Consider the following 15898-nt stretch of genomic DNA (forward strand, 5'->3'; position numbering starts at 1 on the left):
CGCACTTTTAATCTTCCCTACTCTATGTCCGCTAACAAAACATAGGAGTAATAGCAAATGAAAAAACAATTTGAAACTTGGTTATCATCTTTGAATCATCCAATCATTAATATATTTGGCGCAGAAATCTTGTTATCTTATGTAGATGATGATTTAGAGCTGATTGCTGGCAATCAAGACGAGCGAGAGATATTAGACGAGCTTATAGCGGAATTTTTGATAAGGAACGTAGAGAGTTGAAATAGCGGGGATAACCCCCGCTTTTATTATTTATTGGTCTTTAATTTTGCTGCCTCTGCGTAAGTGTAAGGGTTTACATAACCGTAATAAGTTTCCGGCACAAATCCCTCCGGCTGCGGCTCAATTAATTTTTTTCAATAAATTTCATTGGATTGCTCCTGATTTTGGATAAAAGAAAACCGCACAATCCTTACGAAAAGCGCGGTGGATTTTTAGGTATTTCACGCAATAAAGTCATCAATACTTTTTACATTTGCAAAACTAATTAACTTAGGTAGCTGTGTGATAATTGGTCCATACACACCTCTAAGAATTTTTAAACTAGTAAAATCAAATGCATTATCCCGACCTACCTTATAGGCATAAGCTGGCAATGCTTCGTCATACAGATGATAATCATTTAATTCCGTGAATGGTGCTGTGTAATTATAGACAAACAATGCGCTTTCATTCAGGTTAAAAGGTATCTGCTCAACTCTTCGTGCCAACCCATTATTTTTACCGTTCTTGTCTTTCAGTTGTAACTCAATTCCTCTGCTTTGCCCTGCAATATGGATATTATTCGCGCCTTTATAATGGCTAATATCTTCCCTTAAATCTAAAGACCCAGCAATCTTCATATAATGAGCAGCACTTTCAAACGCCAAGACCCTCCCGCTATCCAAATCGTTCTGATTTATGTCACGATAAATTCCAGCATCTTTATTGGATAACTCATATTTATAAACTTCCATTCCATACGCATTGAAATTATCAGAATATTCATCGCGTTGTTGGAATAAATTAAACATAAAGCTCTTTGTTCCAAGTCCCGACAAATCATAGATATATAGGCGAACTTTAAATGGAATTACAGTATTACTTCGAGTCATATTGATAACGGATATAGACAAATCTCCTGTATTGGATTGTCTCCCACCACCTCTATACTCCACCCCGACAAATGTGTCGGGATTAGACATATTACGATAACCAATGCCAATATGGGTGCAATCTTTTGGATTGGTATATGCTTCTATCATCTGTCCTATGCTAGGTAATTTATTAGGCTCAGAAACCATCTTTTGTTCTTTCGATCTCGGAATATAACCCGTTGCTATCATTACCCCCATATAAAACGCATTAAACTCTATCTCATATCTCTGTACTTCCGTTTCATCTAAAATACGCCTATGAGGACGGCGGTAAGAAAATGGGAAAGCGAAAGGGATCTTTTTAACTGGGTTATCCCCATCTAAATCGCCTGGATACTCACTAATATATTCAAAAAGCAGGTTTCTTCTTAACCTTGCTTCTGGGGCTGGACTATGTAAATGTGGTGCGCAATAGATATAGGTCGGACAAGTGCCACCAATCGCTCCTGTTGTTCGTGTTTGTATAACATCCACCACAGCAATACATTTTGGCAATATAAAATCTTCATTTGAAGCATTAAAATCGCCAAATATTCCATATTTAGTAGTACCCATAGAAAACCCTCAAAGAAGAATAGTTGTTACGCGTATCAAAACCAGTCGCATCATCAGTATTCCAGAAAAATCCTTTTACTTTTTTTTGTTCATCATAGATTGGATAAAACTGAACCAATAAAGAGTCATTAGACAACATATTTCTACTAACAAAATAGAACAAATTCTTGTTATAAGGTAAATCATTGATAACAACTTCCCCATCAGGTCTTAAAATATCTACCGCCCCAACAAGAGTTATATTGCTAACAACCCCACGGCTATCAAATACAACATTCCCTTTCGTATCGAATGTTTGTAATGCATAATCAATCAATTTCATTACCTCGCTACTTAGCTTTACCAATATTAAGAGCAATACGCCCTTTGCTATCGTAGATGATGATATTTTGATTATCCATATATAACCCCTCATTATGTTTGCTTGATCTAAGCACAAACGCCCCACTACGCCCGACTTTTAACTCTCCATCCTCGCCACTAATATCTATTTCTCCACCAACAAACCGATTACCGATTAGGTCTCCTTTTACGGCAATATCGCCATTCAAAGCTACTTTGTCATCAGCAATCGTAAAAACAGGTTTAACCTGATCGTCTTTGTCATTCTTGACTACGGCGAACTTGTCCGCCATTACAATCACAGAGCTTTCGGCGGTCTTGCCGTCTGTTTCTGCACCAATCGCAATACCTGCAATCGCCTTGCGGTCTCCTGCAATAGCTTGCGTTTTGATGGTGTGCATTGATGAGACTTTGTCGCCTGCTTCTTTTGCATTTTTTACCGCGCTTTCTGCACTTACTTTCGCGTCATCGGCGTTTTTTTCGATATTGGCTAGATTATCAATTAGTTCCTTATTAAAGGCATCTTTAGTAATCGCACCGTGTAACGCATCAACAAGTTTCTGCGCTGATCGGTCTGTTACGCCCTCTGTTGCTGGGGTAAATTGACCCGTCACGTCCTTGCTAACCATTCGCGCCCAAAACCAATACGTTTCCGCCGCACCTAAACCGGTGTAGCTATAACTGTTGGTCGGATAAGCAAGCGTGACAAGTTTGCGCGCGTTTTGAAATTGGTTGTCTTTACTCACCCAAATTTCGATTGCCGCATTCGTGTTCGCAAAAATCGGGTTCCGCCAATTCAGGTCGATGCCCATTACCTTGCTTACGGTGACAAGCTCTTTAATATCAAAATTAACACTGAAACTCTTTGTAATCGGCTCGGATAACTGCCCCACTAGATTTTTTGTGCGGATTTCTGCGATATAGTCACCGTCCGGTAGGTCGCTAAATGCAATAGACGGCTGCTCTAAATCGTCGTAAACGTTAAACAAATTGCCATTGCGGTATAGTTTGACTTGATATTTAAGCCCCTGACCAACAAAGTTTGCCGGCGGCTTAAAACTCAATGAGATTCCGCTGCCGTCCGCGTTTACTTCGGCGTCGCTTACTGCCGACACCCCGGCTTGATGTAACGTTGTATTACGTGGCTCAAAATTTGCCGAGTTATCAACAATCACCTGTTTCTGCGGCTCATGCTGTAACGCTGTGATAGTATAATTACCATCGTTTTCAGAGATGCCGATTGCTCGGTATAATTCGGTCCGTACTAACGGCGTTTGTAGTGCCCAATTATCATTAGGGTTTAAGTTTTCCGGTGCGCGCTCAAGATTAACGACATTGCCAGCAATGCTCAGGATTTTAACTCGCTCGGTGCGTTGTCCGTTGTTATCTCTCACAACGTAGGAAAGATAACTGTCTCCCTCAATTTTGATTTTGCGGTCTAATTCGACCGCACTTTGATTAATTGCTACAACGCGCCCGCCGAGGTTTGTTTTAGCCCAACTATTGTCCGCAACTTCGATTATATCGCCTGGCAAGTGATGTAACCCCTCGCGCCCAACGGTAAATGTAATAGTGCATTGCTCCAATTTAGAGGTGACAAGTACCCATTTCCCGTAACGGCGCGCCTGCCCGCGTGAGGTACAAGCGAACGCAGTGATTTTTTTAACGTTATAGCCGTAACGTGCCACCATCTCATCATCGACAACATACTCGATAGCTTTTTGATACATGTTGTTTTTGTCGGCGTATTCCACTTCTACGGCAGTATAAATGGATTTCAATGGTACATATTGACGAGCAAATTTACCGTCAATTACGTTTGCTTGAGAGTAAGTGCAGACTGGATCTGTTGGTCTATCTTGGATTGCCAACATCTGCATTCCGTTCCACGCCACGATCGCACGGAAAACGGATGACATATCGTTTAATACTTCGTATGCCGAGCGCTGCTCCGTAATCCAAATTCCCGCCGTCATTCTCGGTTCTTTGCCGCCGTAACCGTCCGGCACAAGCTCGTCACAATACTGCGCAATTTGATAAAGCTGAAATTTATTAAGCCCATATTCGCTTATGCGTTTCCCAATTCCTACATCGGGATTTGTCGCTAAGTCGTAAAAAATCCAAGCTGGGTTTTCTGTCCATTCTTTTTTAAAATCCCCGCGCCAAATTCCCGGCGCATAAGCGCGTGTTTCAGGATCGTAAGTGGACGGCACGCTGATAATACGGCCGTCCAGGAGCGAATTTACATTCGGGAAATTGGGGGTGTGTCGGGAGTCGGTTTTAATGCCGATCATTGCAATGTTTGGATATGACAGTTTGGCGTCGATAATCTCCGTGTAACTGCTCCAAACGATAGCATTTTGTAAGCGTTGGCTTTTTGAGTCCGCTGTAACCCGTCTAACGGTGACATTAAACGGCTTAGGAGGTAGCTCATCGATAATATAGCTACGGTAAAAACGTGAGGATGACTTGCCGTTGATAGAGTAACTTTTGTAAAGGTTACTGTTTATTAAAATTTCAAACTCTACAGATGTTCCGCTTGTGTCGCCTTGATCATTTTGGCTAAATAATGCATTAACACCAATTGTCACGCGTAATCGATCAACATCAGGATCGATAATCGAACGAGTGATCGGAAGTTCTTTTTTTACTTCAATACCAATAGGCACTTCACGTTGGCTGCTATCAAACCCAGTCATTGGCAACTGATCTTGAGTTCCCAGCGTGTACTGGATTTCCATGTTTGTAAAATTAAAACTATCTACGTCATCATCATCCTTACCGCTCGCGTTTTGGATTGGTGTATTGTCTAAATAAGTTGATTTCCACTTATTCACCGGCCCCTTGATTGGTCCGAGTGATATAATCCCAATTGCGCTCAATCGCTGTGATGATAGCAGGGAATCCGGCGCTTCCACCGGAGTATGTCCGCCGCCACCGCCTTTTTTACCGCCCATATTTACCCCATAAAAAACCGCACATAAAAGTGCGGTCTGTTAATTACGTTTTAATCTTCTTTTCCCGGTTACGTCAGCTTGCGTGTTATCAGCCTCAGGTGCATCGTCGTACGCTTCCGCGCCTTGCGATACTAAAACAAGACTTGTCATCATACGCCCATAAAGTAACGGTATTGGTCGCCCTTGTGGGGTTAGATTTTTCAGATTGCTAAATGAGGTGCTTTGATTTTTTTCGCCCTCTTTTATTTTCTGATCACCCATGTTTGGCGTAGGTGTTAAAAGCGATATTGCACCGCTAACGATTAGTGATGCCCCAACGGTGAATGCCATTGTGGCACCTGCAAAACCTTGCGCACCAAGATAAGACCAACCGGCAGCACCGCCAGCATACCAAGACGCAGCAATCAACACTACACCAACGATTATTTGGCCAATTCCAACCCCTTTTCCAGCGCCAGCAATTACCGGGGTAAAATGGATAGTGCAATCAGCCTTAAAGTCTATGTCGGCTTTAACTTGGCTTTCCTCAAGATAAGTGTTTTTCCCGATTCTAACTTTATAGCAACCTTTTTTGAGATGCTCGCGCAACCCCTTAATTTGGGTTAAAAGCCCGCTCATTAACTCAGAAAAAGAATCAACCTCAAGTTCTACCGGCTCACGCACAAATCGTTTAAGATCGCCGTAAAATTTAACTTGTACCATTCTTTGTGTCTCCAAACAGAGTGTGTGTTATTAAGCCAAAAACCATCATAAGGCACGCGAGCAGATAGCCTATCTTGACTATGATGTAACATCATTTGATTGCCAAGATACACCCCGGCATGATTCGCCACTTTACTGCCAACTTGAATTAAGACAACATCGCCGATCTGTATATCTGCTTCATGCATCACCCTGTAAAAACCACACCGTAATAGCCCATCTTCATAAAGATTCTCTGTTTCAAACCACTCAAACGGATACTTTGAGTTGTCCGGCAGATCAATCCCTGCAAGCATATAACTGTCTAATACGATATTCCGGCAGTCTTGTTTGTTGTTTTCAAACTGCCGCCCGATTAATGGCGGGACATTGCGAAAACACTTAATGTCACCGTCAACCACGAGCCAAAAATCCAAACCTAATCGCACTTGGCAGGCGCGATCTGATGCAGATAAATAAGGCAATCCGCGCATATAGTCGCTGTCTGGGTGGGAGTGCACCAGCGCAACAATCTCGCCTTGCTCTTCGGCTCTGATAAATTCTTCCGGTGCAATTTCGAAAAAATTTACCGGATCGGAAGCAACATTAGTACACGGGTAATAATACAACCCCCCACGCACAGATAAAACAAACCCGCAAGATTCCTGCGGGTGACATCTCGTGGCATGGGCTAATATTGCCTGTTTCAACTCAAAATCAATCATATTAATTACCAAATTGTGTTGTGCTCGGGAAACCACCGAACGGCAATACCGCATTTTTTCCCCAGCGTAATTTACACCCGCGCAAACAGTGTGAGCATTTATCTTTTTTAGGATCTGTGGTCGGCTTGTCGTATTCGTCCGCCACCGGTCCGCCCGTGTAACCGCACTGAGAAGATCTATATTGCCAAATACAAGTATCAGATGTAATCATCAATAGAGGAATTCGTGCGCCGTCAGTCTCAATCGGCAATGCCAGCTCGAATGTTGCCGTAACATCATCAAGAGATTTTAACTGTTCGATAACATACAAACTCACCGCTTCCTGCATCGGGTCGGCGTTTGGGTTACCTCCGTCAAAATTTACCGAGTCTAAAAACTTCGCGTAAACTTGACGTCGTACGACTTTACCGCCAATCCCCTGCCCAAAATCCGCAACAATACCCGTTACCAACCCATAAAGATTGGATAGCGTAAGTGTAGGACGATTACTTGGCCCACTGCTTGATAACTCAAAGCCCTCAGCATTTATTGGGTATGCGGCGTATTCATTACCTTGCCAGATAAGGTTTTTGCCCCCCTGCGTTAATCCGTTATGAAAACGGTATATTTCGCCTTTTTTATCGGGCGAGCTATTAGATGGGATTTTACTTAAATCAATTTCCCATAATTCAATCAGTGCGCCTTGCTCGAGTTTGGATAATTCCGACAACATTTTATTCGGGGTATCTTTTGGCATTACATCACCTCTTCAAAAGTGCAGCTAATTTCGGTGTATTTTTTATCTACAGTTTTAGACCATTTAGGACAAACCGCCTTGATTAATGCACCGCCCTCATACTCTTTAAATAAAAACGGAGTTACCCCGCTATGCTCCATAAAAAAGCGGTCTAATTCGACCGCACTTTTATGATTTAGCTTGTACGTCAGGCTAAATTTACGCAATAGCGGATTTAGCCCGTCAACCATTCGCTGTTCGTAGCCGTCGCCAAATTTATTTACTTTTCGGCGAGGTTCGCTTTCCACGGTGTATCCGGGTTTCGGACAAAAATTAATTGTTCTTAACGCCACAATTTACCCCTAGTTCAAAAGACCGCCATCGCGCCCACGTTGTTTTCGCATTACTTCCAGCACTTTTACCGTGATTGCGTCGGATAACGCCTTACTTTGCGCAATCTGCTGCTCTACCGTAACATCCTCTTTACCATCTTTAGCAATATTGATTGTGATGCTGATCTCATTGTGATCACCCTCACCACCATTGCTGCTAATTCCTGGATAGCTCGGCGAACCACCACCGCCCACGCGCCCACCACTAGCAAAGCGCGGTAATCGTCGCTGATTAAGCGCATTCATAAATGCCACCCCGTAGTGATCCACGGTACGGGATGTCATTACAAATTCGTTATTGGATAACCAGGCGGGGATTGAGTCGCTTGTTCCGGTTCCTGGACCTTGTACATGACCGCCGGTAGCAAATGCCGCAACGCTGGTAATTTGCGAGATTAAGTTAACCCCAGCACTTGCCACGGCTGCCATATTCGCAAATTTTTGAGCCGGAGTAAGTGCAGATGGATCAGCCATTGCCTGTGCGATTGCTTGCGATAGTTTTACTGTTGCCTCGGCGATCGCAAATGCTTTCGAGATAGCAAACATCGCTTTATAAGCTGCTGACTGTTTGCCGGCAGATTGTTCCACCATCGACGCCAAACCATCAAATGCACTTCCAAGGTCGTTCAACCCAGTAGCATAGTTTGTCATATCGCGCTGAAATTCGTCGTTTTTGTATTTGTCGATGATTTCTTGACGGCGTTGCTGAAACTCCTCCTCAGTAATAAGCTTTTGCTCATTAAATGCTTGGAGTTGCGCTAGTTCCTGCGTTTGTTTATTTTTGGTCTCTTGTAAAGGGTCGTAAATTGCGCGAACTTGGGCTAACGGATCGACCGCACTTTGCGACACACCTTGCGCATAATCAAACTGCGCCCGTTGTGCGGCTTTGGCAGCTTCCGCCTGATTTAGTTGCCCTGCGTTATAAAGCTCCTGAATCGACTTTAAGTCATCATTCAAATTCGCTTTCAGCAGTTTTTCCGGCGCATATTTACCTGCAAGCTCCAACCGTTGACGAGCAAAACGTTCGGCGATGGCAGTTTTCGCCGTTTCGTATTCTTGGTAAGACACTACACCTTTCTTATAATGTTCTTCCAAACGTTGAAACATTCGCGCTTGCTCTAATTCAATTTCGCCAAGGCTTGAACTGTTTTTCTTGCGAATTTCATCGTAAAAGTTAAGCCAATTTTCACGAGCATTATCTGACGACTTATTCTTTTTGAGACTTGTTTCAATGGTGGCTACCTTAGTATCTGTATCAAATAACCCCTCAATCTTTTTACCCATGTCGAGCATGGTTTGTAATTGTTCGGCGGATAAGTTGATCGCAGCTGCGGCTGCCTGTGCTGCCGCTACGTCACCATTGGCAATAGCATTAAGAACCTTTGAGTATTCAGCGCCTTTAACACCAAGTACTTCATAAAGACCTGCCAACACATAAGATGCCTTAGCATGACCTTTATTTTTAAGCTCTAACACCTCTAATTTAGCGCGTAAATCATCAGATTTTTTAGTAAGTTCATCCTGTGCTTTTTTAAAATCAATCGTTGCGCCGGTAGCTTCATCTGTACTTGCCTTGGCGCCATCAAGACCATTTTTTACATCAGCAATAATCTGTTCGGCCTTTTCATTGCTTACATTAAAAAGGGATAGTTTCTGTTTAATTTCATCAAGCGATCGTCCTTTACTCTGCATTGTCTGCACTATCGCGTGTAATTGATTATCAAAAACCTTACTTTTTGCTGTCGCTACTTCCATTCCGGCACGATAATTAGCGGTTACTTTTTCTACATCTTCAGCAGTATCAGCAAACAACCAGCCACGACGATTGCTAAACTCAGATTGGATCATTGCGTTGCCAAGGCTTTTTAACTGCGCCTCCTGCTCTTTCATTGCATCAATTTGTTCAAAGATTTTTGTAGTTAAGACAGCTTCACTCAACCCCTCATAACTTTCCTTGAGCTGTTCATTCGCCGCTTTAGTGTCTATAGCTGACTTTCTTGCTTCTTCGGCTTGTGAATGAAAGTAATACAACGCACTCGCTGCGATTGTAATCACACCTGCGGGACCGCCCAATAATCCCATAACATTTCGCAAGCCAACTGCCGCAGCGCTGGCAAGTCTGTTTGCCGTAGCTAAATTGCGCTTAGCATTCGCTTCGGCATTAACCAATGCTGTTATTTGAGCCGCTTGCGCTTTCATTTGCTCACGCAACGCAAATCTTGTTTTTTCTGATTGGGCCACTTGTAATTGTGCGGACAAGGCGGACATTTCAGCCTGTGCAGCAATCCTAGATGCCGTAGCTTTGGCATAAAGTGCTTTAGCTTCGTTATAGTGAGATAACGTATTTTTGGCGCTATTAATTCCGGTTTGTAGGAGTGCAGTTGAGTACTTTCCAATTTGTCCGATCGCTAAGGCACCAGTAAACAAAACAGCAGCTTGAATCGCACTATCCAAATTGGCTGCAACAAATTCAATACTCTCTGCAAGTTTTGTTGTCACGCCGACAGTTTGATCGAATCGCCCAACAGTTTGAATAAATGCGGTTTCTAAATTGGTTAAAGACCCAGATACGGTTTTTATGCGACTATCAAAATCACTATCAATTTGCTTACGCACTTTTCGCAGTGCGGTGATAACTTGTTGAGTACTAAGCTCACCAGATGCCCCCATCGCTTTTAGTTCACCGGTCGTTACACCCAAACCTTTTGCAATTGCGTCTGCCAATCCTGGTATTTGTTGCATTACCGAGTTGAGATCTTGCCCTTTCAATGTTCCGGTAGATAAAGCCTGCCCGAATTGGATTAACCCAGCCTCAGCTTGTGCGGCAGTGGCGCCTGACATCGCAACAGCTTTCGATACAGTTTCGGTTATAGACGCGACTTCACCTTGACTTAATTTTAAGTTTTCAGCATTTTGCGCAAATTTTTGATATACCGTTGATGTTGCGGCTACTGATTGATTAGTGCGCAAAGAAATATCAAATACTGATTGAGTAGCAAAAGCGAGTTCGTTGTTACCGTTAGTACTTAACTTTAAACGGTTAATTAACTCAGTATTTGCATCTGCGTATGAAATTGCCGCTCTACCAACACGAGCGAACATATCTTTAGCCAAAAGCAAGTTCGTTAATTTTGAAGATCGATTGAGAGATTCCATCGCAGAATCAATGTTGTTCAAATAACGCTGTGCTTCAACCGAAAATCTTTTTGTTCTTTGTTGCGCTTTCGATAACGCGTCTTGATATTTAACTTGTTCTAACTCAAGCTGAATACTCAGCTTGCCTAAAGCGCCAGACATAAAAATCTCCCATAAAAAAAGCACTCCGAAGAGTGCTTTAATAAAAAATTAAAATTACTGCCGTTATCGAATCGGCTTTTTGAAGTATTCGATCACACCAAACATGATTGACACTGCCGCAATAATGACGACATACGGCAAACCGCCCCAAGAGAAGAATCCGGTAGATAACACGCCCATGAAATATAGTGCGGCAAAAGGAAGAATCACAAAAACACCAAAGGCTTTAGCAAACCACTTAATTATGTAAAGTGCATTCATTTATTACCTCCTTCCGTTATTTTGTAAGCAATTACGTTATAATAAAAACTATCTTGAGTGTCAAGGGGCTAGTTATTACATTGGTAATAATCTTGGTCTGCGCCAAGGTCCTAAGCTAATCCTGAAAATATTCTCTTTGTCTTTTTTAATAACCTGTTTCTCTACTGCTGGATTAAACTGGGGAGGAACTTGTTTTGCTTGTTGAAGGACTACAGGAGACGTCCCTGCACAACCAGACAAAAACGCAGCCATAACACCCATCAATAATAATTTTTTCATTTTAGGTTCCTCTCATATTGTATGATAAAGCTCGCACATTCTAAGGCACCTTAATACTTTCTGTAAGTTTTCGGATGAATTTATTTCAAAATTGCGACGCGGATCGCAGATTTCTACAATGAAATTCGACCGCACTTTCTTTCATAGATATTCTCTGCGCACATTCAACAACGGAGAACATCTATGAAAAAACAATTCATGCAGTGGTTATTGAGACAAAACGAACTGATCAGTACTAATGCGAAATACATTACCGCAAGACTGGACGAAAACTTAAAAATCCAGCCATGCGGCGAACGTAACCGAGCAACACGAGAAGAAAATGTAATAATCAAAGAGCTAATATCCGAGTTTAACGATTCGCTAAATACTCAGTAGCGCCGTCATCTTCATCATCATTTTCGACCGCGCTTTCCTGATAGAACGGCATAAAATCGGACAATTCAGGCGGCTTAGCTTTTGAGTCTCGGTTTATCATTGCCAATAGATGACTAATTTGCGCCGTGCGGTAATCTTCACGCCAAAGCCCGAATGGTTGCTCGCGATAAAACATCATATATTCGGAAAAATGACGTTCAGGCATCAACTCAATTTCTTCTAACGTCTTCCCCAGCGCCAAAGACAGGGTTACTTGGAATCTTCGGCGCTCGGTAAGTTTTTTGGTTCAATATCAGCAATTGCTTTGCTTAATTCTTCAAACACCGACTTATCTAATTGAGATAATTGCTCAAGATCTGCGTCATTATTTGGATCAAACAGGTTTTCGCCTTTTTCATCGCATAAGCGTGTAGCTAAAGTGCGTGCAATTTGATACGGGTCATAGACTTGAGCAAGCTGTTTTGCCAACGCTTCCTCATTGTCAAAATTCAACTCAATACCTTGTTCTTGAGCAATTTTGAATAATGCTTGTTGTTGGCCATAAACCGCTTTATTCATGTCACCGACCGTAAATTCACGGTAAAAATAGGTAATATCACCAATTAAAAATGACCGAACTTTCGGCTTTGTTGCTAAAAGCTTTTCACGTAAACTCATTTCAATTCTTCCATTCATTCAAAAAAATGACCGCACTTTTTAGGTGCGGCCGCGCAGATTAAGCTACCGGCAAATGGTAGTCACGTTTTGCTTTTTTAATGGTTACACCAGAATCAAACTTACCTTTAACTTCACCACTCCAGTTTTGCGAAGTTTGGATAAAGCCGGTGCCATAAAGCGAACCTTGATTATTTTTCAAAACCATCATCCATGGGAAGGTTTCTTTAGCGTAGAATTTTTTACGTAAATCCCGTTGCATTGGAGTGTCAGGGGCATAGAAGAATGTCAATTTGATTGAGCCGTACTCAATTTCACCCGCTTCGGTTTCAGTCCCTTCGCTACACATAGTTGTAACATCTTCTTCACCAAGCGTGTCACCGTCGCCTTCAATGTTTTTGATTGCGCAGAAGTTAGATGACCATTTAACGGTTGCCACTTTTGCCGTTGTGAAAGAGGTCGGCGCGTCTTGGTTACTCCAGTCCACTTCATCAGCCAACGTAATTTTTTCGTTTGTAACGGATTTCACCGGATAATAACCATCAAGAGAGCCAAGACCAGTTAATTTGACAAAATCACCGGCTTTAGCACCGTGACCGGTTGCGGTAATTGTCGCATTCGGCTTTACCGTAACGGCTGTAACGGCTTTTTCTTCGTTTAAGCCGACACCTAAATAAAATTTTGTCCCTTGGAAAGGGGTTGTTTGTGTTGCCATGTTTTATTCTCCATAAGCAATTTGATAATTGATTACGCGACGATGTAGCTTTGTATCCGCTTCATAATCGCTAAAATCATTCATGCGCTCCGCAAAATCGAACGCCGCCGAAAGTGCGGTAAAAATCTGTTTGCGCAGGCTAAAAATGTCATCGGGATTTGGGCTGTAAATGTCAATCTGCACCTGATAATCATCAAGATCGCCATCTTCCAGCGCCGAACTTGGCGAGATGTTCGGGAATTGATACACAATCACCGGGAAAGCCTTGTTTGTTTCCGGAATCAGCCCATAAAAACAACGCCCCGACACCAAAGGCGACAGGGCGCTAAAAAGTTTCTTTTGGATCATGTCATTTGCCAGCCTCCGCAATTATTTCTTGTTGCAGTGTGTCAATGATGGCTTGCGCCGCCTGTTCCTTCGATTGCTGAAAGGCGGGTCGCATAAACGGTCGCGCGGGCATTTTAGATGTGCCAAATTCAAGATAACGCCAGTAAAACGGATCGCGCGGATTATACGCACTGGATTTACCGCCCTTTTCCTTGAATTTCAGCACTTGCTTGGTCGAAAGCCCCTTCACCCAAATATAGGCGTCAGTTCTGCCATTTTTGCCGACTTTCGTACGGCTTTGAATGGATTTTCTTAATGTACCTGCACGTCTGTGCGGCACGCTTTCTTTCAAGACAGGTGCGAGCATACGCGCTTTGTCACGCACGATTGCACCGCCTTTACGCATTGCTTTAACGGCAATACGGTTAGAGGTCTTTCGCCCAAGGCTTTGCATTGCTTTTTGCAACTCTTTCAAGCCATCAACGCGGGCCGTTACGCTACCCATTAATCACCTCTTTACACATGAGCTGCAACGATACATTGCGCTCCTGCGTATTGAGTACCGACACAATCTCTAAAGTACGCTTACCGAACTTAACCTGCATTGTCGGCATAATCCCGTCAAGATAACGTAGCCAAATTTGCGTAGTGACTTCCGACTGCACTTGTTGAGCCGAAAAATACTCGCGCCCAGACAGCGGACGCACATCGGCCCAAACGGTCGCAACGTTTTTCCACATCGTCACCGCCGCGCCGTAGTCGTTTACGGTATTGACCTGCTTCTGCAATGTGATTCGATGCCGTAATTTTCCGATGTTCATATGTGTATAAACCGATAACGTTCAATGATTAGCCTTACAGTCGGCGGTAAATCAAAATTGCTCACGCCCTGCCCTTCATTCCATCCACCACGATTTTCAAACATATATGCCACCAACATTAAGATCGCTATTTTCAGATCTCCAGTGATCTCTTGAGCGTTATCAGGTGGGTCATCCGGTAGCGTTTCGTAAAGTTTGCGGTTGGTGTAGTTTTCGATTGTCGCCTTGGCGGCTTCAAGGTAAACCTGAAGCAAATCGTCTTGATCGTCGCTATCAATTCGGCACTGCAATTTGATTTCATCAAGTGTGATATTCATCACGCCCCCGAAAAAGAAAAGTGCGGTCGAAATTAACCGCACCTATTGGTTATTTACCGATTAACGCTTTAATTGCTGAGGTATCTTCAAGCACGCAGTCAAAGCGGTGGAACGCTAAGAATGCGGTTTGGTCGAATTCGGCATAACGTTCAACCAAGCGTTTCAATGTCATGTACGCCACACGACGCACCACGAAGCGGTTGAAGTCACCGAAATACAAGAATTTTGCGTCTTTGGCAATGTCGGCGATGCCTTGATCGATAACGTATTGCTTACCGAGAATGGTAGATGGTGCCACGCCGGCAACATCAGGCAACCATAACGGGCGGTTTTGAGCGTCAACCATTTCTTTCAACACTTTAAAGGTGTTGTCGTTAAAGGCTAAACGGGAATTACCCACGTTACGGTAAGCCGGATCAACGGAGTGCAATAATGCGTTAATATCCAACCAGTCCACTTTACCCGCTACTTTAGCAGCGGTGGTGCCGGTAACACTTGCTGCCAACCCTTTAGGTTGTGCCGGTGTGCCTGCGCCGGTGCCTTGGATTAAATATTTTGCTTCTGCGCGTCCGATACGTTGTGCGATACGATCAGCCAAATAAGATTCGATGTTAATCGCGGAATCTTGCAATAATTCGTTAGATACGCGAATAATTTTGGATGATAATTTTTTCGCACCAAGGTTAGCGATGCCGAATGAAGTATCTGCTTCGGTTGCGGCAGTGTTTTCACCGATTAACTCACCTTCTTCGGTAGTGCCGTCGGCGGTGATCCATTCGATGGTGCGACCGTCAGAGGTTGTCAGGATTTGCGCTACTTGAGCAATGCCGCCATAGGCTTTCATTTGCTCAACAATGCGTGCCTGCATTTCTTTTGGTACGGTATAACCGCCCTTATCGTTAACGCCAACACCTTGCGCGCGCATTTCCGCCAACGCTTGGCGCTCTTCTTGGCTCAATTCGCCTAAACCGTTACGCAAAAATACGTTAAACGCTTGAGCGCGCATTTCGTCAGCGGTTTTTGTTTTCTCACCGTCATGTTTAGCGCGTTTTTCGGCTTCGGCCGCTTCTTGCTCCTTAACGAATTTTTCATCCATTGAGCGAAGTTCTTCTTCACGCGCAATTACGGCATCTACACCGTCTAATTCGGTTTTCATTTTGTTCCATTCAGTGCGTTGCTCGTCAGTCCAAGCGTTATCACCGATTTTGTCGTGTAATGTGCGCATTTGCGCAGCAATATTGCGACGTTTTTCTTGCAATTCATGTAATTTAGGCATTGTTTTTCCTCTCTAGAAACGAAAAACCGCACTTTTATGTGCGGTCGGTTTA

At 43.3% G+C, this 15898-nt stretch carries 19 protein-coding genes; 1 reads left to right on the forward strand and 18 read right to left on the reverse strand.

Annotated features, from left to right (window positions below; all coding sequences use genetic code 11):
• Positions 1-57: 57 nt before the first annotated feature.
• The gene (locus tag ACO5E4_RS03505; RefSeq protein WP_442539264.1) at positions 58-240 is read left to right on the forward strand and encodes a hypothetical protein; all 183 of its coding nucleotides are present in this window, start codon (positions 58-60) and stop codon (positions 238-240) included.
• Positions 241-461: 221 nt separating this feature from the next.
• Here the strand turns inward: ACO5E4_RS03505 and ACO5E4_RS03510 are convergent, their stop codons facing one another.
• The 18 genes from ACO5E4_RS03510 to ACO5E4_RS03595 all read right to left on the reverse strand — a co-directional run bounded on the left by ACO5E4_RS03510 (position 462) and on the right by ACO5E4_RS03595 (position 15846).
• Positions 462-1709 carry a hypothetical protein gene (locus ACO5E4_RS03510; protein WP_485862085.1) on the reverse strand — a complete coding sequence of 416 codons (1248 nt, stop codon included), beginning with the start codon at positions 1707-1709 and terminating at the stop codon, positions 462-464.
• On the reverse strand, positions 1696-2031 hold the full coding sequence (locus ACO5E4_RS03515) for a hypothetical protein (RefSeq protein WP_485862086.1): 336 nt from the start codon (positions 2029-2031) through the stop codon (positions 1696-1698). The genes ACO5E4_RS03510 and ACO5E4_RS03515 overlap by 14 nt, the downstream gene beginning before the upstream one ends.
• A gap of 7 nt (positions 2032-2038) precedes the next feature.
• On the reverse strand, positions 2039-5008 hold the full coding sequence (locus ACO5E4_RS03520; protein ID WP_485862087.1) for a TipJ family phage tail tip protein: 2970 nt from the start codon (positions 5006-5008) through the stop codon (positions 2039-2041).
• Positions 5009-5047: 39 nt separating this feature from the next.
• Positions 5048-5710: a tail assembly protein gene (locus ACO5E4_RS03525; protein WP_485862088.1), complete on the reverse strand. Its 663-nt coding sequence runs from the start codon at positions 5708-5710 to the stop codon at positions 5048-5050.
• Positions 5656-6414, reverse strand: coding sequence for a C40 family peptidase (locus tag ACO5E4_RS03530; protein WP_315090986.1), 759 nt, complete (start codon positions 6412-6414; stop codon positions 5656-5658). Before ACO5E4_RS03530 ends, ACO5E4_RS03525 begins: the two co-directional genes overlap by 55 nt.
• 1 nt (position 6415) lies before the next feature.
• Entirely contained in the window at positions 6416-7150 is a 735-nt protein-coding gene (locus ACO5E4_RS03535) for a phage minor tail protein L (protein ID WP_315090900.1), read from the reverse strand.
• Positions 7150-7482, reverse strand: a complete 333-nt coding sequence (locus ACO5E4_RS03540; protein ID WP_109064392.1) for a phage tail protein — start codon at positions 7480-7482, stop codon at positions 7150-7152. The genes ACO5E4_RS03535 and ACO5E4_RS03540 overlap by 1 nt, the downstream gene beginning before the upstream one ends.
• 9 nt (positions 7483-7491) lie before the next feature.
• Positions 7492-10818 carry a tape measure protein gene (locus ACO5E4_RS03545; RefSeq protein WP_485862089.1) on the reverse strand — a complete coding sequence of 1109 codons (3327 nt, stop codon included), beginning with the start codon at positions 10816-10818 and terminating at the stop codon, positions 7492-7494.
• A 63-nt stretch (positions 10819-10881) separates the two neighbouring features.
• A complete protein-coding gene (locus ACO5E4_RS03550; RefSeq protein WP_006718602.1) occupies positions 10882-11079 on the reverse strand; it encodes a hypothetical protein in 198 nt (65 codons plus the stop codon).
• A 75-nt stretch (positions 11080-11154) separates the two neighbouring features.
• Complete coding sequence (locus ACO5E4_RS03555) at positions 11155-11358, reverse strand: hypothetical protein (protein WP_485862090.1); 204 nt, start codon at positions 11356-11358, stop codon at positions 11155-11157.
• A gap of 352 nt (positions 11359-11710) precedes the next feature.
• Positions 11711-11977, reverse strand: a complete 267-nt coding sequence (locus tag ACO5E4_RS03560) for a DUF4035 domain-containing protein (protein ID WP_485862091.1) — start codon at positions 11975-11977, stop codon at positions 11711-11713.
• Positions 11978-11985: 8 nt separating this feature from the next.
• On the reverse strand, positions 11986-12393 hold the full coding sequence (locus ACO5E4_RS03565) for a hypothetical protein (protein WP_197712328.1): 408 nt from the start codon (positions 12391-12393) through the stop codon (positions 11986-11988).
• A 58-nt stretch (positions 12394-12451) separates the two neighbouring features.
• Positions 12452-13105 carry a hypothetical protein gene (locus tag ACO5E4_RS03570; RefSeq protein ID WP_485862092.1) on the reverse strand — a complete coding sequence of 218 codons (654 nt, stop codon included), beginning with the start codon at positions 13103-13105 and terminating at the stop codon, positions 12452-12454.
• A gap of 3 nt (positions 13106-13108) precedes the next feature.
• The gene (locus ACO5E4_RS03575; protein ID WP_485862093.1) at positions 13109-13453 is read right to left on the reverse strand and encodes a DUF3168 domain-containing protein; all 345 of its coding nucleotides are present in this window, start codon (positions 13451-13453) and stop codon (positions 13109-13111) included.
• A 1-nt stretch (position 13454) separates the two neighbouring features.
• Positions 13455-13937: an HK97-gp10 family putative phage morphogenesis protein gene (locus tag ACO5E4_RS03580; protein ID WP_485862094.1), complete on the reverse strand. Its 483-nt coding sequence runs from the start codon at positions 13935-13937 to the stop codon at positions 13455-13457.
• Positions 13930-14253, reverse strand: coding sequence for a phage head closure protein (locus ACO5E4_RS03585; protein ID WP_485862095.1), 324 nt, complete (start codon positions 14251-14253; stop codon positions 13930-13932). The genes ACO5E4_RS03580 and ACO5E4_RS03585 overlap by 8 nt, the downstream gene beginning before the upstream one ends.
• Positions 14250-14570, reverse strand: coding sequence for a head-tail connector protein (locus ACO5E4_RS03590; protein WP_070714479.1), 321 nt, complete (start codon positions 14568-14570; stop codon positions 14250-14252). The genes ACO5E4_RS03585 and ACO5E4_RS03590 overlap by 4 nt, the downstream gene beginning before the upstream one ends.
• 49 nt (positions 14571-14619) lie before the next feature.
• The gene (locus ACO5E4_RS03595; RefSeq protein WP_315544874.1) at positions 14620-15846 is read right to left on the reverse strand and encodes a phage major capsid protein; all 1227 of its coding nucleotides are present in this window, start codon (positions 15844-15846) and stop codon (positions 14620-14622) included.
• Between the last annotated feature and the right edge of the window lie 52 nt (positions 15847-15898).

The organism is Aggregatibacter sp. (assembly GCF_057314075.1).

Coding starts and splice junctions, on each gene's coding strand:
- ACO5E4_RS03505 (WP_442539264.1), top strand. CDS start 58: ATGAAAAAACAATTTGAAACTTGGTTATCATCTTTGAATCATCCAATC.
- ACO5E4_RS03510 (WP_485862085.1), bottom strand. CDS start 1,709: ATGGGTACTACTAAATATGGAATATTTGGCGATTTTAATGCTTCAAAT.
- ACO5E4_RS03515 (WP_485862086.1), bottom strand. CDS start 2,031: ATGAAATTGATTGATTATGCATTACAAACATTCGATACGAAAGGGAAT.
- ACO5E4_RS03520 (WP_485862087.1), bottom strand. CDS start 5,008: ATGGGCGGTAAAAAAGGCGGTGGCGGCGGACATACTCCGGTGGAAGCG.
- ACO5E4_RS03525 (WP_485862088.1), bottom strand. CDS start 5,710: ATGGTACAAGTTAAATTTTACGGCGATCTTAAACGATTTGTGCGTGAG.
- ACO5E4_RS03530 (WP_315090986.1), bottom strand. CDS start 6,414: ATGATTGATTTTGAGTTGAAACAGGCAATATTAGCCCATGCCACGAGA.
- ACO5E4_RS03535 (WP_315090900.1), bottom strand. CDS start 7,150: ATGCCAAAAGATACCCCGAATAAAATGTTGTCGGAATTATCCAAACTC.
- ACO5E4_RS03545 (WP_485862089.1), bottom strand. CDS start 10,818: ATGTCTGGCGCTTTAGGCAAGCTGAGTATTCAGCTTGAGTTAGAACAA.
- ACO5E4_RS03550 (WP_006718602.1), bottom strand. CDS start 11,079: ATGAATGCACTTTACATAATTAAGTGGTTTGCTAAAGCCTTTGGTGTT.
- ACO5E4_RS03555 (WP_485862090.1), bottom strand. CDS start 11,358: ATGAAAAAATTATTATTGATGGGTGTTATGGCTGCGTTTTTGTCTGGT.
- ACO5E4_RS03565 (WP_197712328.1), bottom strand. CDS start 12,393: ATGAGTTTACGTGAAAAGCTTTTAGCAACAAAGCCGAAAGTTCGGTCA.
- ACO5E4_RS03570 (WP_485862092.1), bottom strand. CDS start 13,105: ATGGCAACACAAACAACCCCTTTCCAAGGGACAAAATTTTATTTAGGT.
- ACO5E4_RS03575 (WP_485862093.1), bottom strand. CDS start 13,453: ATGATCCAAAAGAAACTTTTTAGCGCCCTGTCGCCTTTGGTGTCGGGG.
- ACO5E4_RS03580 (WP_485862094.1), bottom strand. CDS start 13,937: ATGGGTAGCGTAACGGCCCGCGTTGATGGCTTGAAAGAGTTGCAAAAA.
- ACO5E4_RS03585 (WP_485862095.1), bottom strand. CDS start 14,253: ATGAACATCGGAAAATTACGGCATCGAATCACATTGCAGAAGCAGGTC.
- ACO5E4_RS03590 (WP_070714479.1), bottom strand. CDS start 14,570: ATGAATATCACACTTGATGAAATCAAATTGCAGTGCCGAATTGATAGC.
- ACO5E4_RS03595 (WP_315544874.1), bottom strand. CDS start 15,846: ATGCCTAAATTACATGAATTGCAAGAAAAACGTCGCAATATTGCTGCG.